General features: G+C 67.2%; 24 protein-coding genes and 1 pseudogene. 10 read left to right on the forward strand and 15 right to left on the reverse strand.

Translation table 11 applies throughout. From position 1 onward, the window contains the following. Positions 1–3: 3 nt before the first annotated feature. From mdcA to HMPREF3113_RS16380, 6 genes are all read right to left on the reverse strand, one after another. Entirely contained in the window at positions 4–1647 is a 1644-nt protein-coding gene (gene mdcA, locus HMPREF3113_RS16355) for a malonate decarboxylase subunit alpha (protein ID WP_070474010.1), read from the reverse strand. Positions 1648–1941: 294 nt separating this feature from the next. Beyond that, the gene (locus HMPREF3113_RS16360; RefSeq protein WP_070474012.1) at positions 1942–2547 is read right to left on the reverse strand and encodes a DUF2894 domain-containing protein; all 606 of its coding nucleotides are present in this window, start codon (positions 2545–2547) and stop codon (positions 1942–1944) included. Then, a complete protein-coding gene (locus tag HMPREF3113_RS16365) occupies positions 2537–3184 on the reverse strand; it encodes an OmpA family protein (protein WP_070474014.1) in 648 nt (215 codons plus the stop codon). Before HMPREF3113_RS16365 ends, HMPREF3113_RS16360 begins: the two co-directional genes overlap by 11 nt. Next, a complete protein-coding gene (locus HMPREF3113_RS16370; protein ID WP_070474016.1) occupies positions 3181–5586 on the reverse strand; it encodes a DUF802 domain-containing protein in 2406 nt (801 codons plus the stop codon). The genes HMPREF3113_RS16365 and HMPREF3113_RS16370 overlap by 4 nt, the downstream gene beginning before the upstream one ends. A 10-nt stretch (positions 5587–5596) precedes the next feature. Continuing rightward, positions 5597–6274 carry a DUF3348 domain-containing protein gene (locus HMPREF3113_RS16375; RefSeq protein WP_070474018.1) on the reverse strand — a complete coding sequence of 226 codons (678 nt, stop codon included), beginning with the start codon at positions 6272–6274 and terminating at the stop codon, positions 5597–5599. A 135-nt stretch (positions 6275–6409) separates the two neighbouring features. Continuing rightward, positions 6410–7408, reverse strand: a complete 999-nt coding sequence (locus HMPREF3113_RS16380; protein WP_070474020.1) for an aldo/keto reductase — start codon at positions 7406–7408, stop codon at positions 6410–6412. Between the two features lie 174 nt (positions 7409–7582). Between HMPREF3113_RS16380 and HMPREF3113_RS16385 the strand changes: the two genes are divergently transcribed. The 7 genes from HMPREF3113_RS16385 to HMPREF3113_RS16415 all read left to right on the forward strand — a co-directional run bounded on the left by HMPREF3113_RS16385 (position 7583) and on the right by HMPREF3113_RS16415 (position 14988). Beyond that, entirely contained in the window at positions 7583–8692 is a 1110-nt protein-coding gene (locus HMPREF3113_RS16385) for an alpha/beta hydrolase fold domain-containing protein (protein WP_070474022.1), read from the forward strand. 116 nt (positions 8693–8808) lie between these two features. Further along, positions 8809–9222 carry a host attachment family protein gene (locus tag HMPREF3113_RS16390; protein WP_019184575.1) on the forward strand — a complete coding sequence of 138 codons (414 nt, stop codon included), beginning with the start codon at positions 8809–8811 and terminating at the stop codon, positions 9220–9222. Between the two features lie 10 nt (positions 9223–9232). After that, positions 9233–9562 carry a thioredoxin family protein gene (locus HMPREF3113_RS16395; RefSeq protein WP_019184574.1) on the forward strand — a complete coding sequence of 110 codons (330 nt, stop codon included), beginning with the start codon at positions 9233–9235 and terminating at the stop codon, positions 9560–9562. A 391-nt stretch (positions 9563–9953) separates the two neighbouring features. Then, positions 9954–11441, forward strand: coding sequence for a glycine betaine/L-proline transporter ProP (gene proP / locus HMPREF3113_RS16400; RefSeq protein ID WP_070474024.1), 1488 nt, complete (start codon positions 9954–9956; stop codon positions 11439–11441). Positions 11442–11631: 190 nt separating this feature from the next. Continuing rightward, positions 11632–13926, forward strand: a complete 2295-nt coding sequence (locus tag HMPREF3113_RS16405) for a GH92 family glycosyl hydrolase (RefSeq protein WP_070474027.1) — start codon at positions 11632–11634, stop codon at positions 13924–13926. A 93-nt stretch (positions 13927–14019) separates the two neighbouring features. After that, positions 14020–14361, forward strand: a complete 342-nt coding sequence (locus tag HMPREF3113_RS16410; RefSeq protein ID WP_070474029.1) for a type II toxin-antitoxin system prevent-host-death family antitoxin — start codon at positions 14020–14022, stop codon at positions 14359–14361. A 3-nt stretch (positions 14362–14364) separates the two neighbouring features. After that, positions 14365–14988: an ATPase gene (locus HMPREF3113_RS16415; RefSeq protein WP_046274099.1), complete on the forward strand. Its 624-nt coding sequence runs from the start codon at positions 14365–14367 to the stop codon at positions 14986–14988. A 41-nt stretch (positions 14989–15029) separates the two neighbouring features. Here HMPREF3113_RS16415 and HMPREF3113_RS16420 read toward each other — a convergent pair whose 3' ends face one another. From HMPREF3113_RS16420 to HMPREF3113_RS16435, 4 genes are all read right to left on the reverse strand, one after another. Then, a complete protein-coding gene (locus HMPREF3113_RS16420; RefSeq protein ID WP_070474031.1) occupies positions 15030–16109 on the reverse strand; it encodes a catalase family protein in 1080 nt (359 codons plus the stop codon). A 110-nt stretch (positions 16110–16219) separates the two neighbouring features. Continuing rightward, positions 16220–16717 carry a YciE/YciF ferroxidase family protein gene (locus tag HMPREF3113_RS16425; RefSeq protein ID WP_070474118.1) on the reverse strand — a complete coding sequence of 166 codons (498 nt, stop codon included), beginning with the start codon at positions 16715–16717 and terminating at the stop codon, positions 16220–16222. 90 nt (positions 16718–16807) lie between these two features. Continuing rightward, on the reverse strand, positions 16808–17386 hold the full coding sequence (locus tag HMPREF3113_RS16430) for a M23 family metallopeptidase (RefSeq protein ID WP_070474033.1): 579 nt from the start codon (positions 17384–17386) through the stop codon (positions 16808–16810). Then, positions 17383–18003 carry a DNA-3-methyladenine glycosylase gene (locus tag HMPREF3113_RS16435; RefSeq protein WP_070474035.1) on the reverse strand — a complete coding sequence of 207 codons (621 nt, stop codon included), beginning with the start codon at positions 18001–18003 and terminating at the stop codon, positions 17383–17385. Before HMPREF3113_RS16435 ends, HMPREF3113_RS16430 begins: the two co-directional genes overlap by 4 nt. Positions 18004–18184: 181 nt before the next feature. Between HMPREF3113_RS16435 and xth the strand changes: the two are divergent. Together xth and HMPREF3113_RS16445 are read left to right on the forward strand one after the other, a co-directional pair. Beyond that, positions 18185–18961: pseudogene (gene xth / locus HMPREF3113_RS16440) on the forward strand (exodeoxyribonuclease III); the annotation flags it as partial. Positions 18962–19062: 101 nt separating this feature from the next. After that, entirely contained in the window at positions 19063–19860 is a 798-nt protein-coding gene (locus HMPREF3113_RS16445) for an AraC family transcriptional regulator (protein ID WP_070474039.1), read from the forward strand. 10 nt (positions 19861–19870) lie between these two features. Here HMPREF3113_RS16445 and HMPREF3113_RS16450 read toward each other — a convergent pair whose 3' ends face one another. Further along, a complete protein-coding gene (locus HMPREF3113_RS16450) occupies positions 19871–21094 on the reverse strand; it encodes an MFS transporter (RefSeq protein ID WP_070474041.1) in 1224 nt (407 codons plus the stop codon). Positions 21095–21331: 237 nt separating this feature from the next. Here HMPREF3113_RS16450 and HMPREF3113_RS16455 point away from each other — a divergent pair, with 237 nt between their 5' ends. Then, complete coding sequence (locus HMPREF3113_RS16455; protein WP_070474043.1) at positions 21332–22726, forward strand: serine hydrolase domain-containing protein; 1395 nt, start codon at positions 21332–21334, stop codon at positions 22724–22726. Between the two features lie 10 nt (positions 22727–22736). On the opposite strand, the gene HMPREF3113_RS16460 is transcribed toward HMPREF3113_RS16455, so the two are convergent. From HMPREF3113_RS16460 to HMPREF3113_RS16475, 4 genes are all read right to left on the reverse strand, one after another. Then, positions 22737–23489: a sulfite exporter TauE/SafE family protein gene (locus tag HMPREF3113_RS16460; RefSeq protein WP_070474045.1), complete on the reverse strand. Its 753-nt coding sequence runs from the start codon at positions 23487–23489 to the stop codon at positions 22737–22739. Between the two features lie 9 nt (positions 23490–23498). Further along, the gene (gene pip, locus HMPREF3113_RS16465; protein ID WP_070474047.1) at positions 23499–24446 is read right to left on the reverse strand and encodes a prolyl aminopeptidase; all 948 of its coding nucleotides are present in this window, start codon (positions 24444–24446) and stop codon (positions 23499–23501) included. A gap of 69 nt (positions 24447–24515) precedes the next feature. Continuing rightward, on the reverse strand, positions 24516–24782 hold the full coding sequence (locus HMPREF3113_RS16470; protein WP_070474049.1) for a hypothetical protein: 267 nt from the start codon (positions 24780–24782) through the stop codon (positions 24516–24518). Continuing rightward, positions 24779–26125: a hypothetical protein gene (locus HMPREF3113_RS16475; RefSeq protein WP_070474051.1), complete on the reverse strand. Its 1347-nt coding sequence runs from the start codon at positions 26123–26125 to the stop codon at positions 24779–24781. Before HMPREF3113_RS16475 ends, HMPREF3113_RS16470 begins: the two co-directional genes overlap by 4 nt. Positions 26126–26145 lie beyond the last annotated feature (20 nt).

Here is a 26145-nt window from a genome sequence, read left to right on the forward strand (position 1 = left end):
CCCTTACCAGTTGCGGAAGCGTTTGGGCGGGTTGTACAACCCGCCGGACCAGCGCACGAGATCCTTGACCGAGCGCGCGGCGAGCAGGTCGCGGCTGGCATCGCGGGTGCGGATGCCCAGGTCTTCAGGCCGGCGGATGATGCCGCGGTCGCGCAGGTTCTCGACCATCACGCGGTCACGGCCCAGGCCGACTGCCGTGTAGCCGGCCACGCCGCGGATCGCCTGCTCGCGTTCCTCCGGGCTGCGGCACAGCAGCAGATTCGCGATGCCTTCTTCGGTCAGTACGTGGGTGACGTCGTCGCCGTAGATCATCACCGGCGGCAGCGGCATCTTCGCGCGCTCGGCCAGCTCCCAGGCGTCCAGGCGTTCGACGAAGGCCGGCGCCATGTGCTCGCGGAAGGTTTCCACCATCTGCACGACCAGCTTGCGCCCGCGCGGCATCTGCCCCGGCAGCGCCGCTTCCTGGCCGGCCTTGAGCCAGGCCGGGCTGGCATGGCGGCGACCGCGTGCATCCGAGCCCATGTTGGGCGCGCCGCCGAAACCGGCGATGCGGTCGCGGGTGGCGGTGGAACTGTTGCCCTGCAGGTCGATCTGCAGCGTTGAGCCGATGAACATGTCGCAGGCATACAGGCCGGCGGTCTGCGAGAACGCGCGGTTCGAGCGCATGCTGCCGTCACTGCCGGTGAAGAACACATCCGAGCGCGCCTGGATATAGCGTTCCATGCCCAGCTCGGAGCCGAACGAATGCACGGACTGCACGAAGCCGGACTCGATCGCCGGGATCAGTGCCGGATGCGGATTGAGCGCCCAGTGCGTGCCGATCCTGCCCTTCAGGCCCAGTGACTCGGCGTAGGTGGGCAGCAGCAGCTCGATCGCAGCGGTGTCAAAGCCGATGCCGTGGTTGAGTCGCTGCACGCCGTACTCGGCATAGATGCCCTTGATGGCCATCATCGCCATCAGCACCTGGATCTCGGAGATCTGCGCCGGATCACGGGTGAACAGCGGCTCGATGTAGTTCGGGCGCGGCGCCTCGGTAACGAAGTTGACCCAATCGGCCGGGATGTCGACGCGGGGGAGGGTATCGACGATTTCGTTCACCTGGGCGATGACGATGCCGCCACGGAACGCGGTGGCCTCCACGATCACGGGGGTGTCTTCCGTGTTGGGGCCGGTATAGAGATTGCCGTGGCGGTCGGCGGCCTGCGCGGCGACCAGGGCGACCTGTGGGGTGAGATCGATGAAGTAGCGGCCGAACAGTTCCAGATAGGTGTGGATCGCCCCGATCTCGATCCGTCCCTCGGCAACCAGATTGGCCAGCCGGCCGCTCTGCGGGCCGGAGAAGGAGAAGTCCAGGCGCTGGGCGATGCCCCGCTCGAACACATCCAGATGCGAGGGCAGGGACAGCACGGACTGGACCAAGTGCAGGCCGTGCACCTGCGCCGGATCGAGCTGGGCCAGGCACTCGGCCAGGAAATCGGCCTGTTTCTGGTTGTTGCCTTCCAGGCAGACCCGGTCGCCCGGTTCGAGCACGGTGTGCAGCAGGCGGGGAACCTCGGCATGGGGCAGCAAGCGCCCGAGCCCGGCATCGGCGGCCCGCTGCAGCCTTGCCTGGCGGCGATCCGCTAGCGTGTTCCAGTCTCGAGCCATCTGCCGCCTCTTCATAATTACGCTGTAATTACAAAGCTATCACCCGACTTTGGCCGGGGCAAGAGGCCTGAGGAGGCCAGTTCCGGGCCTGTCGTATTCAGTTAGAGCCGGCTCTCCTGGCATCTTCAGCATCCAATGCGCCGAGCATCGCGTTGTCGGTGCCGAGCGTGATGGCTGGCGAACGCGCAGGCAGGTTTGTTCAAAGCGGGCAATACCTTGCTGGAGCGACCTCGGCTCAGCGTTGCTCGGGGCAATGTCGTGCCGCCTTCAAGGCACGCAGATGGAACGCCTGGATCAGCCCGCTCCCTTTCCCGCACGCGGCCGCCGCGGCTTCGCCCCCCGCGGCACCACTTTCGGCGTCGCCACCAGCACGCCCCACTGATGCAGGTGCTCCATGCCCGACAGCGCATCCAGGTACGCCATGAAATGCGTCAGATAGCCGGGCGAGGTTTCTTTCATCAGCGTCAGGGCCCGATGGACGAGGACGCCGGAATTCAGCGGGCCGCCGTTGGTCGGCACCTGGGCCAGCGATTCTTTCAACTGGCTGGCGTTTCGAAGCGTGGCCCAGCCCGCACGAACGTCGGCCAGCACCGGCAGCTCGGGGTAGGCCGGGTTGTGCTGGCCGGTCAATTCCGTGACCAGCGCCTGCAGACCGATGCGCCCGGGTGACGGGCCCTGCCCAGGCTGCGCCGCGGCGGGCGCCTCGGTAATCCGCTCGGCGTAGCTGGTCACCATCGCATCCAGCTTCGCCTGCAGCAGTGCCCGCACCTCACCGTCGTGCGCCTGCGTGCGGGCATGCAGGGCCTCGATCACGGCAAAGCGCGTGCGGTCGAGCTGGTCGAGCTTGTCCGCTCGCCAACGCTGGAGAATCTCAGCGGTTGCGACGGCGTTACGGGGCATCCGCGGCCTTGCTCGCCCTGGGTTTCGGGATCGGGGCAATTTCCACGCGACGGTTCTTGGCACGGCCGTCTTCGTTGGCGTTGGAGCTCACCGGCTGCTCGGAACCGAACGCCGCGGCAAACACCGCGTCCGACGGCACGCCCTCGGCGATCAGGGTGCGGGTCACGGTCAACGCACGCTCGGCGGAGAGCTCCCAGTTGTCGGCGAAGCGCCAGTTGCCATCGCGCACCTGCTGGTCGTCGGTGAAGCCGCTGACCATCAGGATCTCCTCGCGCGCGGCCAGGTAGCCTTTCAGCGGACCGGCCAGGCTCTTGAGCACTTCCAGGCCCTCCGGCTGCAGCTGGTCGGAGTTCAACGCGAACAGTACGTTGCCGCGGATGCCGATGCGGCCGTCCACCAGCGTGACGCGCCCGGCGGCGAGCGGGCCGGCCAGCGCCTGCTCCAGCGTCTGGCGGCGCTGCACTTCGGCCTGGCGCTGCTTGACCTCTTCATCCAAGCGGTTGGTCAGCTCCAGCTGCAGCGCGACCACGCCGACCAGGATCAGCACGAACGCACCGAGCAGCACCGACATCAGGTCACCGAAGGCGGCCCAGATCGGGGCGCCTCCGTCGGCCTCGACTTCGATCTCGTCGCTCATGCCGAGGCAGCCCCGGCCTTGCTGCCGCGGCGGCCGGCCAGCTGCTGCAGCTCATCGATGATCTGCTTCTGGGACAGCACGCTGAGGTCGATCACCTCACGCGCCTGGGCGACGTAGTAGGCCAGCTGCTCGTCACTGCGGGCCAGCGAACCATCCAGCGAAGCGCCGATCTGGGCCAGGCGCTCGTTGAGGCCGTCGCTGGCGGTGCCGAAGGACTGCACGGCGCTGCCGAGCGCGTCGGCCAGGCTCGCCACTTCCACGGCGCTGCCGGTGACCTGCGCAGCCACGTTGCCGAGCTTGCCGGTCTCCGCTTCGATGTGGTCGGTGAAACGGGTGCCAACGCGCTCGAGCAGTTCGGCCGAGGTGGAGACCAGTGCATCAACGGCGACGCGTTGTTCGTTGGCCGCGTGGTTGACCGCATCCAGCAGGGTCTCCACGGTGGCCAGCAGGCGGCTGCGTTCTTCCAGCGTGGCGGTGTCGCGGACCAGGCTGTCGGAGAGTTTGCCGCGCAGTTCGGCGACGACATCGGCCGCGGCCTTGGGCGCTTCCGAGGCGGCCTGCACCAGCCGCGAGATTTCGCTGATCGTCTCGCTGGCGTGCGCCTGGGCCTGCTGGGTGATGTCATTGGCGGTGCGTGCCAGGGTGTCGCAGATCTCCTGCTGGCGGCTGGCCACGCTGGCGCCGGTCTGTTCCCAGCGCTCGCCGAGGTTGGCGCTCATGCCGGTGAAGGCATCGGTCCAGGCGCGCAGGCGCTGCTGATCGCGTGCTTCCAGGGCGTCCTGCAGCTGGGCATGCGAGTGCTGCATCGCCTCGCCAAGCGAAACCGCCTGCGCCTGCAGTGTGGCGGAAGCGGCATCCAGGGCCTGTTGATGCCGCTCGCTCAGCGCGGTCGCGGCGGCATCCTGGCGGGCCAGCGCCTGCTGCCAGGCCTCGGCGATCTGCGCGGTGGTGGCCTCCATGCGGCTGCCGACCGAATCGATCAGGCCGGTGGCCCGGGCCTGGTGCGTTTCGGTGAAGCTGCCAAGCGCGCTGCGCAGGTCATCCGCAAGGGCGGCATGGGTCTGCTGCTGCGCGGCCTGTGCATCCTGCCAACGGGTGGCCGTCGCGTTGAGTTCGGCCGAGACCGCCTCAAGCAGGGCGCTGGAGCGCTCGCCATGCTGCTCGGCGAAGCGGGCCAGCGCACTGCGCAGCTCGGTCGCCATGGCGGTATTGATCTGCTGCTGCTCGGACTGGGCAGCCTGCCAACCGTCAGCCGTGCTGACCAGCTTCGTGGAGACGGCCTCGAGCAGGCCGAGCGCGCGTTGGTCGTGCTGTGCGGCGAATCCGTCCAGCGCGGCGCGCAGGTCGGCGGTCAATGCAGCATTGGTCTGCTGCTGGCTGTCCAGCGCGGCCTGCCAGGACGTGGCGGTGGCGACACGGCTGGCGTCGAAGCCGTCGGTCAGGCCGGTCAGCTGGCGCTGCACCGCATCGGTCACCGTTTCGTGCATGGCGGCGTTGGCGCGGGCGATGCCGGCCAGGGTGGTGTCCATCACCGGCTGCAGGGCGGCACCGACGGCACGTGCGCTCTCGGCGACACTGTCCTTGAGTGACTCCTTGATCGCGGAGGTCAGGCGGGCGTATTCCTCGTCGGCCTTGGCATGGAAACGCTGCTGGTTGGCCAGCAGTTGCTCGCCCGAGGCGCTGCTCTGCTGTTCGATCGCCGTGGTCATGGCCTGCAGCCGATCCACCAGCGCCGGCATCAGTTCGGCCTGCTGCTGCAGCAGCCGGAAGGCTTCATTGCGCTGCCAGGACTGCGAGTGCGTGTGCAGGGTGGTAGCGATCTCCACGTCCAGCTGCTGTACCGCTTCCAGGCGCTCACGCCGGCACAGCGCCGAGAGCAGGCCGAGCATCGCGGAGGTGGCGACACCGGCGATCGAGGGGCCGAAGGCGACCGCCAGGCCTTCCACCGGCGCGCCCAGCGAGCCGCGGATGGCCTGCAGGTCGGTCGCGCTTTCCAGGGCCAGGCCGGTGCCACGCAGGGTGGCCATCATGCCGAGCAGGGTGCCGAGCATGCCCAGCAGCACCAGCAGCCCGACCAGATAGGGGGTCAGGACCGGGCCGGGCAGGGCGACGCGTTCGCCTTCCACGCGCAGGCGTACCGCATTGCGCAGGCTGGGGTGCAGCTGGCTCAGCCAGGTGGTCAGGCCGGAGCCGGCCGCGCCGGCACTGGCACTGGCCGCGGCGAGCGAGGCGGTCGCCTGCCGGTAGCGATACAGCTCGAGGCCACCGGCGAGGTAGCACACGGCGATCAGCGCGGCGACAGCGAAACCGACCGGATTGGTGCTGGCATAACCGGCCCCGATCCAGCACACCGCGACAAGGCCAAGCAGGAAAACAACGTAGTGAAGACTGGTTCTGAACATGACGTCCCGGTTAGTGGGTGCGAAGCGCTGCAAGCAGGCCTTCGATCGGTTGAAAACGAATATCCAGCTCGGCCAGCAGCAGGCTCTGCATGTCGCGGCGGAACACCTCCAGCCAGGCCGCGTCGCTGGCGGCGTCGCGCAGGCGCTCGAAATGCACCCCGAGCAGCACCGGCACCTTGGCCAACAGGCTGTGTTCGCGGGCGCTGAGGGTCTGCTCCATCAGCGCATCCACCTCGGCCAGCCGCGCCAGCTCGGGTGAGCGGCGGGTCAGCATGTCGCGCAGCCGCCCGCGCAGGCGGCTGGTGGCGCCGAGCATGGAACGCTGCACGGTAACGTAGCGCTCGCGGTACACGGCGAATTCGATGGGCGTTTCGGTCGCTTCGGCCTCGACCGCGCGCCGAACCGGCCTGGAAGGCTCAGGTTCCTGAACAATGGTGGCTTCCAACACCGCGCGGATCCGTTGGCATTCCGCATCCTCGTCGGCATCGAAATCCGGCCCCTCCACCGCAGGCGGCAGCCGCCCATCGAGCGCCTTGGACAAGGTCACCGCCCGCGTCCAGTCCACCCATTCGCTTAGCCGGTCCGACAGGGCCGGGCCCGTCGAGGACAGGTTGCTTTCAGCCAGACGGGCCAGCAGCCGGATGAAGGCCGGGCCCGGGACAGGCGTCCGTTGCGCGGTTTTGGCCATTGTTCCGGTTAAAACGGCGAATTTTACACCGTAATGGCCGCGGGCCGCCGGCGCGCAGGGTTCAGCCACGGCGCCGAGCGCTCCCGGCGCTGCCAGCGCTGGCATGATCTTTGTCAGCGGCGCCTGTGCGCCAACTCAGTCGGTCGGCAACGGCGCGTGCGGCGAGACCAGGCCGTGTTCGCGCAACGCGCTCCAGAACGCCGGCGGAATCGCGACCTTGGCCAACGCAAGATTCTCTGCAATGCGGCCGGGCTGGCTGGCACCGGGAATCACGCCCGCCACGGCCGGGTGCGCCAGCGGGAACTGCAGCGCCGCCGCACGGATGTCCACGCCGAACTGCGCGCCTACCTGCTGCAGGCGCCCGACCCGATGCAGCACGTCGGTACCGGCCTTCTGATACTCGTAATGCGCGCCGCCAGCGAGAATGCCGGAGTTGTATGGACCACCGACCACGATGCGGGCGCCACGCGCTTCGGCGGCCGCCATCAGGCTGGCCAGTGCCTCATCATGATCCAGCAGGGTGTAGCGCCCGGCGAGCACGAAGCCATCCGGGTCGGCTTGCTGCAGCGCCATCACGCAGGGCTCGACCCGGTTGACGCCCAAGCCCCAACCCTTGATGACCCCCTCCTCGCGCAGCCGGGTCAGCGCGGTCGCGGCGCCGGACATGGCCTGGTGGAACACGGCGCGCCAGTTCTCGCCATGGAAATCCTTGGCCGGGTCGTGGATCCAGACGATGTCCAGGCGGTCCGTCTTCAGGCGTTTCAAGCTTTCTTCGATGGCGCGCAACGTACCGTCGGCGCTGTAGTCATAGACGATCTTGTTGGGCAGGCCATGCTCGAACAGGCCGCCTTTCTCGCCCAGGTCGCGGCTGGCGGCGTCTTCGGTTTCATCCAGCAGACGGCGGCCGACCTTGGTACTCAGCACATAGGCATCGCGCGGGTAGTGCTGCAGCGCTTCGCCGAGCCGCCGTTCGGCCAGGCCGGCGCCATACAGCGGGGCGACGTCGAAGTAGCGGATGCCCTGGTCCCACGCGGCGTGGACGGTTGCCAGTGCCTCCTGTTCGGGAATGGCGCGGTACATGTTGCCGAGGGGCGCGGTGCCGAAGCCGACACGGCCGGGAAGGTGAATGCTCATGTGAGGTGGGTACAAAGCGGAAGGCCGCCCAGTCTGCGCGGGGCACTCTGGCTCAAACAGCCGTCGATAAGCGAAAGAGTGTTGCGCGGCGGGCAAGGATCGAGCCGGATCTGCGCGGCGTGGCAACGACGCAGCAGCTATTCTGTCGCCCGATTTCTCAGCGGAGTGCAGCAGATGGGTTGGACAGTAAAGCTCGCGCCGCTGGCGCTGTTGGTGGCGGCCAGCGGTACGACCGCCGCCGCGCCCGTGCCGGCGACCGCCGAAGGGGTCCGGAACGTGCCTGGGTTTGCGCTGCCGCTCTCGCCGTATCTGAGCCCGGAAGCACAGGCAGCCATGCGCAGCGCCGTCGTCAACGGTGATCCGGTCGCGAAGATGGATAACGCCACCGTGCTCAAAGAGCTGGCGACGATCCGCAAGGGCGCCGATGACTGGGCCTACGGCGAGATCAAGGCGCTGCGCGAGCGCTATCCGGTCGAACTGCACCACGAAACCTGGAACGGGGTGCCGGTGGTGCGGGTCGAGCCGCGCAGCGCGCCAGCCGATCCGGCGCAGCGTCGCCTGCTGATCGAGCTGCACGGTGGTGCATTCGTGTTCGGCCGCGCCGACAGCATCGGTCTTCTTGAGGCGATCCCGGTCGCCGCGATGACCGGTGCCACGGTTGTCGCCGTAGAGTATCGGCAGGGACCGGAGCATCGGTTCCCCGCCGCCAGTGAGGACGTGGCGGCGGTCTACCGCGCGGCACTGGAAACGCGGCCCGCAGCGCATATCGGCGTGTTCGGCTGCTCGGCTGGCGGCGTGCTGACCGGCGAATCGCTGGCGTGGTTCGCCAAGGAAAAGCTGCCGATGCCAGCAGCGGCCGGGCTGTTCTGCGCCGGTGGCGATGCGCGTTACGGCGGCGATTCGCGCTACGTGGCCGCTGCCGTCACCGATGCACTGCTGCCGCACGCCGATGGCAGCCTGCCGATCATGGAAGACCTCTATTACGGCCCGGTGGACTTCCGTGACCCGCTGGTGTCGCCGGTCTTCTCCGATGCGGTGCTTGCGCAGTTTCCGCCGACGCTGTTCATCACTGCAACGCGGGCAGCCGAGCTGAGCAACGTTTCCTATACCCATTCGCGGCTGGTGGACCTGGGGCGCCAGTCGGACCTGCACGTCTGGGACGGGCTGGGCCACGCCTTCCACCTCGACGCCAGGCTGCCGGAAAGCCAGCAGGCGTACCGGGTGATGGCGCGCTTCTTCGCCCGGCACCTGGACATGGCCCTGCCCGGACCGCCCGCGGAGTAGGGTGCGACGGGGCTGCATACACGATGCATACATCCGTATGCACTGCGCATACATTCGGTTGCCTACGGTGGAACCCGAGTGCACCCGCGCTCGGTTTTCCCCATAAGGAGTAGATGATGAGTCAGCAGATTCCCGAAGGTACCCTGGTCGTTGTAGCCGATGGCGGCTCGGCCCGCGTGTTCACCAACGTCGGCACCGCGCACAAGCTGCAGCTCAAGCAGGAAGGGGAACTGCAGCTGCAGGCCGTGAGCGATACCGGCGCGTCCGGGCAGGGCCCGTCCGGCTCGGTGCCGCAGGAGATGACCATCTCCCAGCTCAACGAGGCCACGTTTGCCAAGCAGGTGGCGGCACAGTTGAATGAAGACGCGTTGAAGAACCGCTACGCGCACCTGATCCTGATCGCCGATCCGCAGACCCTGGGCCGTATCCGTCCGCTGCTGCACAAGGAAACGCAGGAGCGCCTGCTCAAGGATCTCGCCAAGGACTTCACCAATGCGCCGCTGGAGGATATCCAGCGCGCCCTGTCCTGAGACACCGCCCATGGCCTTCGCCCGCGAATACAGCCCGTCCGACATCACCCGTGCCGACATCGACGCGGGCAGCGGATGGATGCTGCTGGAATTCGGCACCGGTTGGTGCGGCCATTGCAGCGCCGCCCAGCCACTGCTGCAGAAGTTTCTCGGTGGCTATGACGCGACGCACCTGAAGGTCGAGGACGGGAAGGGGCGGCCACTGGGCCGCTCCTTTGCCGTGAAACTCTGGCCGACCGTGATCCTGCTGCGCGATGGCCAGGAGATCGCCCGCGCGGTACGGCCGCATGAGCGCGAGGATCTGGCGCCGCTGATTGATGCGCTGGAACGCGGTCCGTAACGGAAGGATGCGGGTCGCGCAGGCCAGCAGGATGCGTCCTCCGATACGCGCATTGGCGCGCAGTACGCCGCGGTTTGGACCTGCTGCGCCTGCGTGCGTTCATCACATGAAAGACCGCTGAAACGCCTGAAACAGGCTGTTCCACGCGCTCCGGACGAGCAGCGAGGGGAACGCCGGCGTCATTTGTAGTATCATGGCCCGCTTGATCACCCCCGGGCCATTGCCCGCTTCCGGGTCATCCATCCCGCAGCGTCGCTGAGTCCACGCGGCCGTCCGGGATCGTCTGTTGCAACCCCTCTTCGCGCGTCGCGCTGTGTCATCAGAGGCGGTGTTTCCTGTGCCGTGCGCGGGACCTCGGGCGCCGCGATGGCCTGCTTCCAGGAGAAAGCAGATGCAGGACCTGCATGCCGCACATGCCCATTTCGGCTGGTTCAAGCGCCGCCGCCAGATGCACGTCGACGAAGTCACCGTCGTTGATCGCCCGATGCTCAAGAAGGCCGTGGGTGCGGCCGCACTCGGCAACGCGATGGAGTGGTTTGATTTCGGTGTCTATGGCTATCTCGCCGTCACGCTGGGTCACGTGTTCTTCCCCGACAGCAGCCCGACCGCGCAGCTGATCGCTACCTTCGCCACCTTCACCGTGGCCTTCCTGGTGCGTCCACTGGGCGGGCTGGTGTTCGGGCCACTCGGCGACAAGTACGGCCGCCAGAAAGTGCTGGCCTTCACCATGATCCTGATGGCGCTGGGCACCTTCAGCATCGGCTTGATTCCCTCCTATGACCGCATCGGCATCTGGGCCCCGGCACTGCTGCTGCTCGCCCGGATCGTGCAGGGCTTCTCCACCGGTGGCGAGTACGGGGGTGCGGCGACCTTCATCGCCGAGTACTCGACCGACCGCAACCGCGGCCTGATGGGCAGCTGGCTCGAGTTCGGCACGCTGGGCGGCTACATCGCCGGCGCGGGCACGGTCACCGCGCTGCACATGGCGCTGAGCAGCACGCAGATGCTGGACTGGGGCTGGCGCATTCCGTTCCTGGTGGCCGGTCCGCTGGGCCTGCTCGGCCTGTACATGCGCATGAAGCTGGAAGAGACGCCGGCGTTCCGTGCGTACGCCGAAGAGGCCGAGAAGCGCGATCACGAACGCCCCGGCCTGGGTGCGCTCTTCCGCGTGCATTGGGCGCAGCTGCTGATCTGCGTTGGCCTGGTGCTGGTGTTCAACGTCACCGATTACATGCTGCTGACCTACATGCCCAGCTACCTCAGCGTGACGATGGGCTATGCCGAGAGCAAGGGGCTGCTGCTGATCATCATCGTGATGCTGGTGATGATGCCGCTCAATGTGCTGGGCGGGTTGTTCAGTGATCGCCTGGGCCGCCGCCCGATGATCATCGGTGCCTGCATCGCCTTGTTCCTGCTGGCGATCCCCTGCCTGAAGCTGGTCGGCAGCGGCAATGACTGGTTGATCTTCCTGGGCCTGATGCTGCTGGGCGTGGCGCTGGTGTGCTTCACCAGCTCGATGCCGTCCACGCTACCGGCACTGTTCTATACCCCGGTGCGCTACAGCGCGCTGTCGATCGCCTTCAATGTGTCGGTCTCGCTGTTTGGTGGCACCACGCCGCTGGTCACTGCGTGGCTGGTGGAGCGTACCGGTGATCCGCTGGTGCCGGCGTATTACCTGATGGGGGCGGCGGTGATCGGTGTGATCACCATGCTGTTCGTGCGCGAGACCGCCGGCATGCCGCTGCGGGGGTCGCCGCCGGCGGTGGCCAGCGAAGCCGAAGCCCGTGCCCTGATGCGCAGCGATGAGCCGGTCACGGTGGATGTGACCCAGCCGACGCTGCCGGTGGCAGCGGTGCCGGAAGATGCGCGCCCGGCGTAACGCCGGTCCGGTCCGGTCACCCACTGCGCCGCCATGGCGCCGGCCAGGAGGGCCGGCGCCGGTAACACCCGCACCGCAACATGTCAGCCCGATCGGCCAGTGCTAGGATCAACCCCACCTGAATCGATCTAAATTCAACGCCATGACAAAAACGGGGACGGTACGGTGGTTGGGGCTCGCGGTAGGGGCGATGTTGGTGGCCGGCACCGCCACGGCGGCACCGGCGAAGGTCGGCGAGCGCGCGTACGCGGCGGTGGATCCGTTCATCGGCACGGCGGGCGAGGGCCATACCTATCCCGGCGCCACGGTGCCGTTCGGCATGGTCCAGCTGAGCCCGGATACCCGCATCCAGCCGCGCGAGAAGGCCTATGGCTGGGCCGCAGGGTATCGGCATGACGACAGCAGCATCGTCGGCTTCTCGCATACGCACTTCTCCGGCAGCGGCCATTCCGATCTTGGCGATGTGCTGCTGATGCCGGTGCGCACCGATGCCAGCCTGGAGCGGGGCGACCCCGACAAGCCCGGCAGCGGCTACACCTCGCGCTTCCGCCACGACGACGAGCGCGCCGAGCCAGGCTACTACGCGGTCACGCTGGATGATCCGAAGGTGCGCGCGGAGCTGACCACCAGCACCCGCGTCGGCGTGCACCGCTATACCTACCCGGCCAACCAGCCGGCGCGCGTGCTCCTGGACCTGCGCACCAGCCTCTACGATTACCCCGGCAAGATCCTGTGGTCGCGGCTGCGCGCCCGCGAGGACGGCACCATCACCGGCTTCCGCGAGACCCGCGGCTGGGCGCCGGGCCGGCAGCTGTATTTCGCGATGCGTTTCTCCCGGCCGCTGACCGGTCACGAGTTCCACAACACCGAGACCGACATCGCCTACAAGGGCTTCCCGCCGCCGGGGCACCAGAGCCCCGCGCAGCGTGCGCAGATTGAAGGGCGCCAGCTGGTCGGCACCTTCGATTTCGGCAAGCTGGATACACCGCTGGTGGTGACGGTGGCGATTTCCTCGGTCAGCGAGGCCGGTGCGATCGCCAACCTGGAAAGCGAAGTGCCCGGCTTCGATTTCGACCGCGTCCGCGCCGAGGCAAAAGCGCAGTGGTCGCAGGCGCTGTCGGTGCTGGATATCGACGGCCCCGAGCATGACCGCCGCAGTGCCTATACCGCGCTGTACCACAGCCTGCTCGGGCCGACCGTGTTCATGGACAGCGATGGCCAGTACCGCGGCTCGGACAACGCCGTGCATCGCGCCGAGGGCTACACCAACTATTCGACCTTCTCGCTGTGGGATACCTACCGCGCCCTGCATCCGCTGCTGACCCTGGTGCAGCCGGAAAAGCGCAACAGCGATTTCATCAATTCGCTGCTCGCACACCAGCACAACAGCGCCTACGGGATGCTGCCGGTGTGGGCATTCCACGGTCAGGAAACGTGGTGCATGATCGGCTACCACGCGGTGCCGGTGATCGCCGATGCCTACCTCAAGGGCATCCGTGGTTTCGATGAGAACAAGGCACTGGCCGCCATGGTGGCGACCGCCAACTACGGTCCGTACGACGGCATCGCGCAGTATCGCGAACTGGGCTGGGTGCCGATCGATGAAGAAGGCGAGGCCGCCAGCAAGACGCTGGAATACGCCTTCGACGATTGGACCATCGCGCGCATGGCCAAGGCCATGGGCAACACGAAGGTCGCCGGCGAGTTCGAGAAGCGCGCCACGAACTGGCGCAATGCGTTCGACAAGGACACCGGCTTCATGCGCGCGCGCAAGCGCGATGGCAGCTTCCGCACGCCGTTCGACCCGTCGGCCAGTGGCTACGGCACCGACTACACCGAAGGCAATGCCTGGCAGTACTCCTGGTATGTGCCGCACGATGTGGCCGGTCTGGCCGCCGCGCACGGAGGCAGCGACAAGCTGCTGGCCAGGCTGGACGAGGTGTTCGAGGCCAAGGTCGACCCGTCGATCTTCGAGCACATGGAAGACATCACCGGCCTGATCGGCTGGTATGCGCACGGCAATGAGCCCAGCCACCACGTGGCGTACCTGTATGCCCATGCCGGCCAGCCGTGGCGCACCCAGGCGCGGCTGAAGCAGATCATGGATACCCAGTACGCCGACCGGCCCGATGGCCTGGCGGGCAATGACGACCTCGGCCAGATGTCGGCCTGGTATGTATTCACTGCACTGGGCTTCTACCCGGTGGCCCCGGGCAGCGGCGAGTACATCATCGGCCGTCCGTTCCTGCCCAGGGCGGCGCTGCACCTGCCCAACGGCAAGACCTTCACCATCGTCACCGAAGGGCTGGGCAAGGGCCACGACTACGTCGGCTCGGTCACCCTCAACGGCCAACCGCTGCAGCGCACCTTCCTGCGCCACGACGAGATCCTGGCCGGCGGCGAACTGCGCTTCACGCTGCAGGCCGAGCCGAACAAGGCCTGGCCGGGGCAGGGCGCCGAGCAGCCGTACTCGATGTCCCGCTGACGGGTGACCGCGGCCCCCTTCTGGCCAAAATGGGATTTATGTCCAATTTGGCCAGAAGGGGTATAGTGGGCCCATCCCGTCCTGGAGCGTGCCATGACCCTGCCATTGGATCTGCCCGGCCTTGAGAAGGCCACTGCCTCCTCGGTCAAAACCCGCGGCTGGCCCAGCCTGATGCGGACCGTCCGCGAGAAGCAGGCACTGGTGATCACCAACCACAATCATCCCGAAGCGGTGATCGTGGACATCAAGACCTACCAGGAACTGCTGGCCAAGGCGGTCGGCGGCGACCTCGATGAGCGCATGGGCGAGCTGGAACGCCTGCGCGCCGCGTTCGATACCACCCTGGCCAGCCTCGGCCGCGATGGCGGGCTGGGCAAGGTGCTGGGCCAGCCGATCCGCCGCGGCCGCAAGGTCGCCCTCGGCAGTACGCTCTGACCGATGGGGCGGATTCTGGTCCTGGCCGGCGTCAATGGCGCCGGCAAAAGTTCGCTGCTGGGCATGTGGCTGGAAGAAGAAGGCCTGACCTGGTTCAACCCGGATACGTTCACCCGCCGCCTGGTGGAGGCCGGCTGGGCGCTGGGGGATGCCAATGCCGCCGCGTGGAACGAGGGCGCGCGCCGCTTGCGGCAGGCCATCGACGAGGGCAGCGACTTCGCCTTCGAAACCACCCTGGGCGGAAACACCATCCCGCGCCTGCTGCGCGAGGCCTGCGACCGTCACCACGTGGCCATCTGGTTTTGTGGCCTGCAGAGCGTGGAGCTGCACATGGCACGCGTCGCGGCCCGGGTCAGCCGTGGCGGGCATGACATCCCCGCCGACAAGATCCGCGCCCGTTACGATTCCTCGCGCGAGAATCTGCTGGCCCTGCTGCCGCACCTGGCCGAGCTGCATGTCTACGACAACAGCGCCCCGGCCGATGCCGACGGCGCCGAACCGCTGCCGGTGCTGCAGTTGGATCGCAACGGGCTGCACTATCCGGCCTCGGCGATCGAGCTGCTGCAGACGCCGGACTGGGCCAAGCCGATCGTGATGCGCGCCATGGAGCTGCACACCCCGGCGTGAGGGTTACTGCAATGGCCTGAGCAGCAGCAACAGGCTCAGTGTCATCCCACCGGTTCGTGGATCGGACACCCATTGAACCGCGAACGGAACTGTCGCGAAGCGGCCATTACCACGCGGCGCGCACGGTTCAAGCCACCAAGCGGGCGATGCTCGGCCAGCGCGTGCCACGGGGCGAACGCCAGTGCGTCCTCGATGCCCGGTGAGCTGGCAGGCTGCCACGCTTCCTGCTGCGCAACGCTCAGGCGTGCAACCGGCAGGAACGGACTGTCCGCTTCCGGCCACTCGACCGACGCATCCTCGATCGGCATGCGTTCGACGTCGCGGCACAGCTGCACCCGCAGCTCCCATTCGACCGGATTGGGCAGGTCGGTGAAGAAGGACACCACTGCCTCTCGCTGCGCATCTTCGTCCGAGCCGATCTTGTCGCCGGTCAGCGCAAGCAGCGCCGGTGAGATCGGGGCCAGTGAAAACTTGGCCATGTAGGGACCATAGAGGAAGGGCACCTGACTGAAGAAGGTTTCGCCCAGCGGATGGTGTTGCGGCTCGCCGCCCATGCCTTTCAGCGTGGCACTTTCCCCGCCGACGGCTTCCAGCGCCGCCTCCGCGCCGCGCAGCGTGGCTGAGATCATGCGTTTGGTACGCGGCATCCGCTCGGTAGTGGCGGCCAGCAGCTTGGCCGAACGCAGGAAGCCGGCGACGCCGGGCGTGTTGAACGCCGGACCGTTGACCATCAGGAAATCCTGGGTGTGCTGTTCCTCCGCACCCTCGGCGCGCGGGCCTTCCACGCCGATCACCTTGAGCGCCATCGCGCGCGGGGTGGAGACCGAGTCTGGCAGCTGCTCGGCCGGTGGCGAAGACAGCCGGACCAGTGCGTCGTAGCTGCCCGGCCGCGCAAACAGGCCGTGTCGCAACTCGGCCGGCAACCCGTCCAATACACGTAGCCGGCCCTTCAACAACCCTTGGCCCTTGGCGTGCACCGCACGGTGGGCGTGGCCTTCCTGCTCGGCGACGGTCAGCGCCATGCGCGCGAATACCTCGGTCAGTTCGCGGATATGCGTGGCCTCATCTTCGTCGGCATGCTCGAGCGAGGCGTGGTAAAGAACGGGTGGGGGCAGTGACATGCAGGCTCCTGTTTGTGATCAAGGGCGGCGATCAAGCGCGGAAAGCGAAACGCGCTGCGCGGGGAGGCCAGCTCCCCGCACAACGCAATGCCGGAGGAGAAACGGGACGATCAGGCTACGGCGGCCTTGGCATTGCCGCCGCCGGCCAGGGCCAGCAGGGTCAGCTTCTCGTCCGTGTCTTTTTCTTCCTTGAGCGTTTCCAGCAGCAGCGGCACGGCTGCCTTGTAGCCCAGCTGTTTGGCCAGCGCGGCAATCGTGCCGTAGGAGGCGATTTCGTAATGCTCCACCTTCTGCGCGCCACCAACCAGTGCGGCATCGCGGACCGGGCCCTCCTCGATACTCTCGATTGCCTCTTTGCCTTCCTCAACCAGCCCCTCCATCGCGGCGCATTTGATGCGCTTGAGCCGGATCCCCAGCAGTTCCACCACCTGGTCGATGCGCTCGATCTGGCCCTGCGTCTCTTCCAGGTGCGTCGTGAATGCGGCCGCCAGGTCGGGATTGGAGGCGGCGCGCGCCAGTCGGGGCAGCGCCTTGGTCAGCTGCTTCTCTGCACTGTAGATATCCGAGAGCTCGTGGATGAACAGGTCTTCTGCGGTCTTGATCGCCATGGAGGTACTGCCGTTGGGTTTGAGCATCCGACGCTAGGCGCGCGGGTGTTAGTCCAGCGCGCTTTGTTGTGAAGGCGCTCTGCACGCATCTCAGGGCGCGTCCGGCCAGGCCTTGAGCAGCGGCAGCGGATCGTAGGCACCGTCGGCTCCGTAGATGCCCCAGTGCAGATGCGGCGGGGTGCCTTTGGCATTGCCGGTATCGCCGACGTAGCCCAGGACGGTGCCCTGTTCGATGACATCGCCACGTGCGAGGCCCTCGCGCCAATCATCCAGATGCGCGTAGTAATAGCGCTCGCGCGCAGGCCCCAACACCCAGACCTGGCGCCCTCCCAGGCCGCTTTCACGGATATCGGCGACGATCCCCGGGGTGGCGCTGCGCACCTCGGTGCCGCGCTTGGCGAAAATGTCCACGCCGGCATGCGTGCGGTCGCGTCCACGCGGTGCGCCGAACGTGTCGGCGACCTGGCGTGCGGCCACGCCCGCCACGGGGACGGGCAGCGCGGTCGGTGCAGGCATCTGTGACAGGCGCCAGAGTGCCCGCGGTGATTCCGCGATCGGGCTGTTCCAGAGCACGCCGGCCACCACGATGCAGACGACAAGGACGAACAGCCGCAGCAACCCGCGCCGCAGGCGGCGTGCAGGGGAGGCGGCGGGCGGCGATGCGCTCATGACACCGTTCTCCCGGTCTTCCGTGTACCCGTGCGCCCGGAGACATGCAGGTGCTCGGGCACATGCCAGCGCCATGGAAACTCGATCGCCTTGCTGATCCCGATCCGCGGCCCGACCACCGGTGCGACGGGGGGCGCCATCCCATCGGACACGATGCGGATGCCGCGGTCGTTACGGACCAGATCCGCGCCATCCAAGGCCTTGGTGATGCCCATCGCCTGCGACAGGCGGCCCGGGCCACTGGCCAGGTCGCGCTCGCGCTTGATCGCCGGACGCGCCTCGCGGATCAGCTCCAGCCCCGCCACCGGTTCCAGTGCGCGCAGCAGCACGCCCCAGCCTTGGCCGACGTCCCCACACACCGCGTTCGAGCCCCAGTGCATGCCGTAGCTGAAATAGACGTAGAGATGGCCGGCTTGGCCGAACATCGTGGCGGTGCGCGCGGTCATCCCGCGATAGGAGTGCGCTGCCGGATCCTGGTCACCCGCGTACGCCTCCACCTCCACGATCCGCCCGGCGCGACCGTCATCGCGCAACAGCAGTTTGTTCAACAGTTCCGGCGCTACCTCGGCCGGGTGCCGCTGATAGAAACGCCGCGGCAGAACCTTCCACGTCTTCATGACCTTCCGCGCAATGGATGCACCTTGCCAGTGTGGAACCAGCGCTTACTGTGACGCGCCGCGGGTCAATGCGCGATCAACGCGCCGCCATCGTCACGCCACGCTCGCCCCGCATTCGCGGCAGGTTGATCGAAACAGGGCAATCCTCGATGGCAGACACCGCCACCGCCAGCCACGCGCCATGCCCGCCAGAAAGCGCCTGAAAATCGCCACCTTCAACGTCAACGGTGTGCTGACACGGCTGCCCCATCTGCTGACGTGGCTGGCGCGCGAACAGCCCGATATCGTGGCACTGCAGGAACTCAAGGCCACGCAGGAGGCGTTCCCGGAGGCGGCGATCCGCGAGGCGGGGTACGGCTGCATCTGGCAGGGACAACGATCCTGGAACGGGGTCGCGCTGCTTGCGCGCGGCCAGGACCCGATCGAAAGCCGCCGCGGGTTGCCCGGCGACCCGAAAGACGACCAGAGCCGCTATCTGGAAGCGGCCGCGCATGGCGTGATCGTGGCGGGTCTGTATCTGCCCAATGGCAATCCGCAGCCGGGCCCGAAGTTCGATTACAAGCTCAAGTGGATGCAGCGGCTCCACAAGCACGCCAAAACGCTGGTCGCATTGCCGCATCCGGTCGCGCTGATCGGCGACTTCAACGTCGTGCCCACGGATGCGGATATCTACGATCCCAAATCGTGGCGCAAGGACGCGCTGCTGCAGCCCGAGGTCCGCCAGGCCTATCAGGCGCTGCTCGACCAGGGCTGGACCGACAGCCTGCGCGCGGTGCATGGCGATGCACAGATCTTCACGTTCTGGGACTACTTCCGTGAGCACTTCGCCCGCGACCGCGGGCTGCGGATCGACCATCTTCTGGTCAATCCGGTGCTCGCGCCCCGCCTGAAAGATGCCGGGGTGGACCGCTGGGTGCGGGCGCTGGAAAAACCCAGCGACCATGCGCCGACCTGGATCGAGGTCGTGGCGCCGCCCAAGCCCCGATAGCCGCAGCGGGATGTCGAAAACACCGCCGACGCGGTAGAGTCCTCGGTCGGGCCGTTTGCGAGGGTATTGCCATGCCATATCGGAGAAAGGACATCGCCCCGGGCGTCGGCGAGGGCAAGCGGCTGCCGGCCGGCCCGGAGACCCCGGTGTTCTGTCGGGCGCGTGAGTATCCCGCCGGCACGATCATCGCGTTGCATCACCATCCGGACCGGCACCAACTGGTCTACGCCGAATCCGGCGCGCTGGTGGTGCAGGCCGGGGCAGGGCGCTGGGTGGTGCCCAGCACACGCGCGATCTGGATTCCTGCCGGCATGGGCCACAAGGTCAGCTGCATCGGCGCGGTCGGCATGCGCAGCCTGTACATCCTGCCGCAGGCGATCGCCCAGCCACCAGCCAGCGCCTCGACGGTCTCGGTCACGCCTTTGCTGGCCGCCCTGATCCATGCGGCGATGGACGTCGCGCCGCCGTATCAAGCCGATTCCCGCGACGGGCGGCTGATGCAGTTGATCCTGGATGAGCTGCAGCTGTTGCCGGTGCTGCCGCTGCATCTGCCGCAGCCGACCGACCCGCGGCTGCGCGCTATTGGGCAGCAGCTGGAATCCACGCCGGACGATCCCTCCACCCTGCAGGACTGGGCGCGCCGGCTGGGCGTGGACGTCAAGACCATCCAGCGCCTGTGCGCACGCGAGCTGGGCATGACCTTCGGGCAATGGCGCCAGCAGGCGCGTCTGCTGCGTGCGCTGGAGCAGCTGGCGCACGGCGAGAAGGTGATCGACGTGGCGCTCTCGCTGGGCTACGCCAGTCCGAGCGCCTTCACTGCCATGTTCAAGAAACGCTTCGGCCAGCTGCCGAGCCAGTTCTTCCATTGATGCGCGCGCCTCAGCGCATCGTGGTCTTCGGCAGGAACGCTGTCGCCAGCCCCAGCAGCGGCAGATACGAGGTGAAGTGGTAGACCCACACGATGCCGTGCACGTCGGCCAGCTTCCCGAGCCCGGCCGCGCCGATGCCACCGATGCCGAACATCAAACCGAACATCAGGCCCGACACCATGCCGACACGGCCCGGTACCGCTTCCTGCGCGTACACCACCAACGCCGCGAAGGCCGAGGACATCACCAGCCCGACCGCCACCGCCAACACTGCGGTGCCCATCAGGTTGGCGTAGGGCAGGGCGAGCGCGAACGGCGCAACACCGAGGAAGGAGATCCAGATCACCGCCTTGCGCCCGATCCGGTCCCCGACCGGACCACCGATGAAGGTACCCAGCGCGACCGAGGCCAGGAAGATGAAGAGGTACATCTGGCTCTGCTGCACGCTCAGGCCAAAGCGCTCGATCAGGTAGAAGGTGAAGTAGTTGGTGAACGAGGCGATGTAGACGAACTTGGCGAACATCAACACCGCGATCACTGCGATGGCCTGGATCACCTTGCCGCGGCTCAACCCGACGCCGTGGCTCTTGGCCAGGCTCTTCATCTTTGCCTGGCCGTGCTGCACGGTCCAGCCGGTGAGACGGAACAGCACGGTGATGGCCAACGCAGCCGCCAGCATGAACCATGCAATGGCACGCTGCCCGTGCGGGATCACGATCAAGGCCGCCAGCAGCGGCCCGATCGCCGAGCCGGTATTGCCACCGACCTGGAAAGTGGACTGCGCGGTGCCGAAGCGGCCGCCCGAGGCCATGCGCGCCACGCGCGAGGCTTCGGGATGGAAGGTGGCCGAACCGATGCCGACGATCGCCGCAGCAACCAGCAGCATTTCGTAGCTGGTCGCCACCGCCATCAGGGCGATGCCGACGAAGGTGGCGATCATGCCCGATGGCAGCAGGTACGGCAGCGGCCGTTTGTCGGTGTACATGCCCACCCATGGCTGCAACAGCGAGGCGGTGACCTGGTACACCAGGGCGATGATGCCGATCTGGCCGAAGGTGAGCGAAAACTCGCTCTTGAACATCGGATACACCGCCGGCAGCACGGCCTGGATCATGTCGTTGAGCAGGTGCGCGAAGGCAGCAGCGCCGACGATGCGGATCGCGAAACCCTGGTTGGGGGCCGGGGTGATCGGTTCGGTGGGGATGACGGGCGGGGCAGCGGTTTCAGTGGTCATGGGCCGGGATCAGGAGCGGGAGGGTGCCGATGCCTGAGTATCAGCGGCGTTGGCACCCGGAAGCGGACAGGCGACAAGCGTAGACCGCGGCTCGGGCCCCGTCTCTCGCGATATGGGCGGTGGTCGTCGCAATCAGGGCGGGCCCTCTGAAAAGCAGGCGGTACAGCCCAGGTGGTCCCGCGACGCGGCATACTCCCTCCGACTGCCGGACGGCAGCCCAGCGGAAAGGAGGACAGGATGTTGCCGATCAGAACACTCATGGTGGTGCTGCTGCTCTTCAGCACCTCGAGCTGGGCGAGGGTGCCCACCGACCCTGCGCAGGCCGAGCAGATCTTCACTCGCTGGCTGGCGGCCTACAACGCCGGCGACCGCCAGGAACTGCAGGCGGTGCTGTCGACCTACGGGATCGATCACACCGCGCAGCAGTATCTGGACATCCGCGAGACCTTCGGCCCGTTCGACGTGCTGACCAGGACCGTCGATACGCCCGATACCATCGCCGCCATCGTGCGGGGCACATCGAGCGATCGCGGGGTGCTGATCACCGTGGCCATCGATCCTGACAACAGACCCCGGCTCAAGACGCTGCAGCTGGAGGGCATCGAGATACCCGACGCATTCAAACCCGCGCGGCTTGAAATGCCCGCGCTCATCGCGCAGAGCCGCGCGCGATTGGACGGGTTGCAGGCAGACGGCAAACTCTCCGGCAGCTTCCTGCTGGCGAAGGGCGGCGAGGTACTGATGAGCTGGCAGGGTGGGCTGGCTGACCGCGAGCAGGGTGTCGCGGTCGACGCGGCCACGAAGTTCAGGCTCGCCTCGTTGAACAAGATGTTTACCGCAGTGGGCATCCTGCAGCTGGCCGAGGCTGGCAGGCTTTCGCTGGACGATACGGTTGCCAGCCACTTGGAGGACTACCCCAACCAGGCGGTAGCCACGGCGGTCACGATCCGCCAGCTGCTCAACCACACCAGCGGCCTGGGCGAGATCTTCGACGACGCGTTCGAGACCCGCAAAGCGTCCCTCAAGACACTGCACGACTATTGGGCTGTGTACGGGGATGCAGCGCCTGCTTTCAAGCCGGGCACCCAGGACCAGTACTCCAACTACGGCTACATCCTGCTCGGCTCGATCATCGAGGCGGCCTCCGGGCAGCCCTACGAGGACTACATCGAGCAGCACATCTTTCGCGTGGCGGGCATGACGGCGACGGGCGCCATGCCGGAGGCTGCGCGCGTGCCCGGCCGCGCCATTCCCTACACGCTCAGCGACGGCCGCTGGGTGCGCGAGACCCGGACCCTGCCGCTGCGAGGCACGTCGGCGGGCGGCGGCTACAGCACCGCCCGGGATCTGCTCCGCTTCGCCGAAGCGCTGCGCGCTGGCAGGCTGATCCCGGCCGCGGCGGTGCAGGCAGCCACCTCGCCGCAGAACACCAAAGGCTGGTACGGCTACGGCTTCATGGTGAGTGGCGAGGAAGAGCGGCGCCAGTATGGCCACGAGGGCGGGGCGCCCGGCGCGAATGCCGCGCTCATCGTGCTGCCCAGCCAGGGCTATGTGGTGATCGGGCTGAGCAATGTCGATCCCGATGCGATGGAGAACGTGGTCAACTTCGTCGGCAATCGCCTGCCGCTGTAACCGGCTCGCCTCAGCGCCAGCCCAGCAGTGCCGGCAGCGAAGACGCCAGCAACGCGATCCCGGAAACGGTGAGCAGGCTCAGCACGATCTGGCGGAAGCGCAGATCACTGATACCGATGTACACGCGGGTGCCGAGCAGGGTCGGGATCAACATGGCCGGCGCGACGATGGCGAACATCGGCAGCATGTCACGGGTGACGATGCCCGTCCCCACGTAGGTGCCCATGGTGACCAGCAACATCGACAGATTGAAGTTCTGCACGACGGAGCGCTGCACATCGCGCTCATAGCCGCGCAGCGTGCACCACAGCGTCGGCAGCGTGCCGGTGAAGCCACCCAGCCCACCCATGATGCCGCCAGCGAACCCCACCACGCCGTCCGCCGCGCGCCCGCCGGCGGTGACCCGCGGCAGCTGGCGTGACAGCAGCATGGCCGGACACCACAGCACCAGCAGGGTGCCCAGGATCGCCTTGAGCCAGTTCATGTCGAGCAGGGGCAGCAGGTAGACGCCCAGCGGGATGCCGGCCAACCCACCCAGAACGAAAGGCAGCAGGGTCTTCAGGTTGAAGCCGCGGCGCACGGTGAAGGCCGCCAGCAGCTGGCCGGTGAGGGCACCGAACACCGAGAGCGTCGCCGCGAGCCTGGGGTCCAGCACCCAGGCCCAGAAGGACAGCGCCACCAGCCCGAAGGCGAAGCCGGAAAGTCCCTGCACAAAGCCGGCGACGATGGCGCCCAGCGCGACAACCAGGTAGATCGAATCCACTGCCGCTCCTTACTGCCTGCCGGCGAAGGCATCGGTGGCGCGCACCAGCGCATCTGCCGTCGCAGGTTCCGTTGCACTGTGGCCCGACACGACCATCTGCAGCGATGCTTCAGGCCAGGCGCAGGCCAGATCCCACGCGCTGCGCGCCGGACAGATGATGTCGTAGCGGCCCTGCACGATCACGCCCGGCAGGTGCCGGATGCGGTCGATATCCCGCAGCAGCTGCCCAGGTTCGAGGAAGGCGTGGTTGCGGAAGTAGTGCGCCTCGATGCGCGCCTTGGCCAGCGTATGCAGCGGATCATCAGCGGACACCGCATCCACATCGTGCTCAAGCGTGGCGGCGTGATCCTCCCACCCCAGCCAGGCCTGCGCCGCCGCGATGCGGGTCGCTTCGTCCAGGCTGTCCAGGCGCCGCCAGTAGGCGGCGATCATGTCGCCGCGCTCTTCTTCAGGGATGTATGCCTCGTAGCGCGCCCAGCGCTCCGGGAAGATCCAGCGCGCACCGCCGTCGGCTTCGGCGAACCAGCGGTTCTCCTCGGCGCGGCCGAGGTACACGCCGCGCACGATGACACCGGTTGCGCGTTCCGGGTGTGCCTGGGCGTAGGCGAGTGCCAGCGTGGAACCCCACGATCCCCCGAACACCAGCCAGCGGTCGATACCCAGCAGCTCGCGGATGATCTCCACGTCCGCGACCAGGTGCTGCGTCGTGTTGTCGCGCAGCTCGCCGAATGGCGTGGAGCGGCCGCTGCCACGCTGGTCGATCAATACGATGCGATAGCGCAAGGGATCAAAGAAGCGCCGGTGCGTCGGCGATACCCCGGCGCCCGGACCACCATGCAGGAACACCACCGGGATGCCATCTGGATTGCCGCATTCCTCAACGAACAGGGTGTGCAGGTCATCGACCGCCACCTGATGGGTGCGGAAGGGTGTGATCGCCGGATAGAGCGTGCGCATGGCGGGGTCCTGCGGAAAACTGACCCCACATGATACCGCCCGGGTTCGTCGAGCCGCGTCCGTGACGCGTCACAATGGCGGCGGACTGTCCCTGTCGCGCTGAACGCGTGTCCGGTACGCGCGCACGTTGTCGCCACGGATGCGCCGTTCCTGCGTGCCGGTGATGGTGTCGACCTTGCGATCCGCGCCGGTCACCGGCTTGGCGTCGATGGTCGTTTCATGCTCGAACGCATGCGACTTATCGGTGTTGCGGTAGTAACGGTACAACGCCCAATACAACGCCGTCGCACCGGCGGGGCCGGCGGCAAGCAGCCAGAGACCACTGTCATCGCTCATGAGGCAGCTACCAGGAAGAAAAGCACGAGGGCTTCGATGATGGTGCCGGTGGTGAGCGCGGCCAGCAGCAGCTTCCACTGCTGCACCGGCACGCTGCCCATGGTTTCACCGGTGCGGCCGTTCACCGCGATGTAGTGCAGCATGCCGCCATTGCGGCCGGGTTGGTGGTAGGAGTAGAGCCACACCGGCAGGTACATCGACACCCAGCGGGTGCCATGCACGTCCACGCGTTCACGTTCCCAGCGTACGCCCCGATCGTAGCGGCGCACCGAGCCTTCCACCTGCGCGCGGGCGATCGACAGCAGCTGGTCCTCCAGCCGTGGGCGCAGCGTCTCGACATCGAGGTTGCGCTTCTCCGAAGTGAAACCGGCCAGGTAGGAGGCGTTCCACTTCAGCGCGTTCTTGGTATCGAACGGCAGGATCGCGTTGATGATGTTGTTGGTATTGCTCTGGATGTCCAGATTGCCGCGTTCGGCGGAGGACTCCAGGGTCAGGTCGTCCACGGTGAAATCGACCTGGCGGTCAACCTGGTACACGTCGGCGTCGTAGTAGGTCTGCTTGTTCTTTTCGGTGCCGCGCGTGTACTGGCGCGTCTGGATTTCACCCTTGCCCGAGACGCTGGCACTGACGTTGCTGTCCACGATCATATAGGGCAGGTAGACGCCAGTGACGTTCTCCGGTGTGAACTGGTCCTTGAAGGCTTTCAGCGCGAACAGGCGCCGCTTGTCCACGAACTGCCGGATCCGCTCGACCGCGTCGTCCTTGCTGATGCGAAACGGAAGCACCGCATCGGGCACCGCGCCGTTGGCGATCTGTTCGTTGACCCCGAACACGTGGCGGCACCAGTGGCAGCGTGCGGTCATGGTGCTTTCGGTGTTGATGGTGACTTCCGCCCCGCAGCCAGTGCACTTGAAGCTCATCAGGCTGGCGGCGCCAGCGTCGATGTCGCGCGCACCGGACGCGATCACCGTACCGCGAAGCTCGCCGATCCCTTCGCCGAACCCGAACGCTTCCTCGACCCGGTCGCCGTGCCATTCGTGACGGCAGAACTGGCAGACCAGTACATCGGTGCCGAGTTTGAGCCGCACATCGCTGGAGCCGCAGTTCGGGCAGCGGTTGACGCCGTCCTTGAGCTCGGCCGCAGAGGTGTCCAGCGCGGCCGGATCAGGCGCCAGCACTTCGTCGCGGATGGGCTGGGGCAGGGTGGCCGGGTCGATCGGGAAACTGCCCGGCAGCGGGGGCACGTCCCGGGGCGAACCCGGGCCGGTGACCGGCGCTGCCGGGGAAGGCGGCAACGGCGGCGGACCCGCCGGGATCGGCGGTGGCATCTTGGGGTCGGACATGGTGTCGGTGCGCTCGGTGT

Origin of the sequence: Stenotrophomonas sp. HMSC10F06 (assembly GCF_001807865.1) — a bacterium.
GTDB classification, from domain to species: Bacteria; Pseudomonadota; Gammaproteobacteria; order Xanthomonadales; family Xanthomonadaceae; genus Stenotrophomonas; species Stenotrophomonas bentonitica_A.

Coding starts and splice junctions, on each gene's coding strand:
- mdcA (WP_070474010.1), bottom strand. CDS start 1,647: ATGGCTCGAGACTGGAACACGCTAGCGGATCGCCGCCAGGCAAGGCTG.
- HMPREF3113_RS16360 (WP_070474012.1), bottom strand. CDS start 2,547: ATGCCCCGTAACGCCGTCGCAACCGCTGAGATTCTCCAGCGTTGGCGA.
- HMPREF3113_RS16365 (WP_070474014.1), bottom strand. CDS start 3,184: ATGAGCGACGAGATCGAAGTCGAGGCCGACGGAGGCGCCCCGATCTGG.
- HMPREF3113_RS16370 (WP_070474016.1), bottom strand. CDS start 5,586: ATGTTCAGAACCAGTCTTCACTACGTTGTTTTCCTGCTTGGCCTTGTC.
- HMPREF3113_RS16375 (WP_070474018.1), bottom strand. CDS start 6,274: ATGGCCAAAACCGCGCAACGGACGCCTGTCCCGGGCCCGGCCTTCATC.
- HMPREF3113_RS16380 (WP_070474020.1), bottom strand. CDS start 7,408: ATGAGCATTCACCTTCCCGGCCGTGTCGGCTTCGGCACCGCGCCCCTC.
- HMPREF3113_RS16385 (WP_070474022.1), top strand. CDS start 7,583: ATGGGTTGGACAGTAAAGCTCGCGCCGCTGGCGCTGTTGGTGGCGGCC.
- HMPREF3113_RS16390 (WP_019184575.1), top strand. CDS start 8,809: ATGAGTCAGCAGATTCCCGAAGGTACCCTGGTCGTTGTAGCCGATGGC.
- HMPREF3113_RS16395 (WP_019184574.1), top strand. CDS start 9,233: ATGGCCTTCGCCCGCGAATACAGCCCGTCCGACATCACCCGTGCCGAC.
- proP (WP_070474024.1), top strand. CDS start 9,954: ATGCAGGACCTGCATGCCGCACATGCCCATTTCGGCTGGTTCAAGCGC.
- HMPREF3113_RS16405 (WP_070474027.1), top strand. CDS start 11,632: ATGTTGGTGGCCGGCACCGCCACGGCGGCACCGGCGAAGGTCGGCGAG.
- HMPREF3113_RS16410 (WP_070474029.1), top strand. CDS start 14,020: ATGACCCTGCCATTGGATCTGCCCGGCCTTGAGAAGGCCACTGCCTCC.
- HMPREF3113_RS16415 (WP_046274099.1), top strand. CDS start 14,365: ATGGGGCGGATTCTGGTCCTGGCCGGCGTCAATGGCGCCGGCAAAAGT.
- HMPREF3113_RS16420 (WP_070474031.1), bottom strand. CDS start 16,109: ATGTCACTGCCCCCACCCGTTCTTTACCACGCCTCGCTCGAGCATGCC.
- HMPREF3113_RS16425 (WP_070474118.1), bottom strand. CDS start 16,717: ATGGCGATCAAGACCGCAGAAGACCTGTTCATCCACGAGCTCTCGGAT.
- HMPREF3113_RS16430 (WP_070474033.1), bottom strand. CDS start 17,386: ATGAGCGCATCGCCGCCCGCCGCCTCCCCTGCACGCCGCCTGCGGCGC.
- HMPREF3113_RS16435 (WP_070474035.1), bottom strand. CDS start 18,003: ATGAAGACGTGGAAGGTTCTGCCGCGGCGTTTCTATCAGCGGCACCCG.
- HMPREF3113_RS16445 (WP_070474039.1), top strand. CDS start 19,063: ATGCCATATCGGAGAAAGGACATCGCCCCGGGCGTCGGCGAGGGCAAG.
- HMPREF3113_RS16450 (WP_070474041.1), bottom strand. CDS start 21,094: ATGACCACTGAAACCGCTGCCCCGCCCGTCATCCCCACCGAACCGATC.
- HMPREF3113_RS16455 (WP_070474043.1), top strand. CDS start 21,332: ATGTTGCCGATCAGAACACTCATGGTGGTGCTGCTGCTCTTCAGCACC.
- pip (WP_070474047.1), bottom strand. CDS start 24,446: ATGCGCACGCTCTATCCGGCGATCACACCCTTCCGCACCCATCAGGTG.
- HMPREF3113_RS16470 (WP_070474049.1), bottom strand. CDS start 24,782: ATGAGCGATGACAGTGGTCTCTGGCTGCTTGCCGCCGGCCCCGCCGGT.
- HMPREF3113_RS16475 (WP_070474051.1), bottom strand. CDS start 26,125: ATGTCCGACCCCAAGATGCCACCGCCGATCCCGGCGGGTCCGCCGCCG.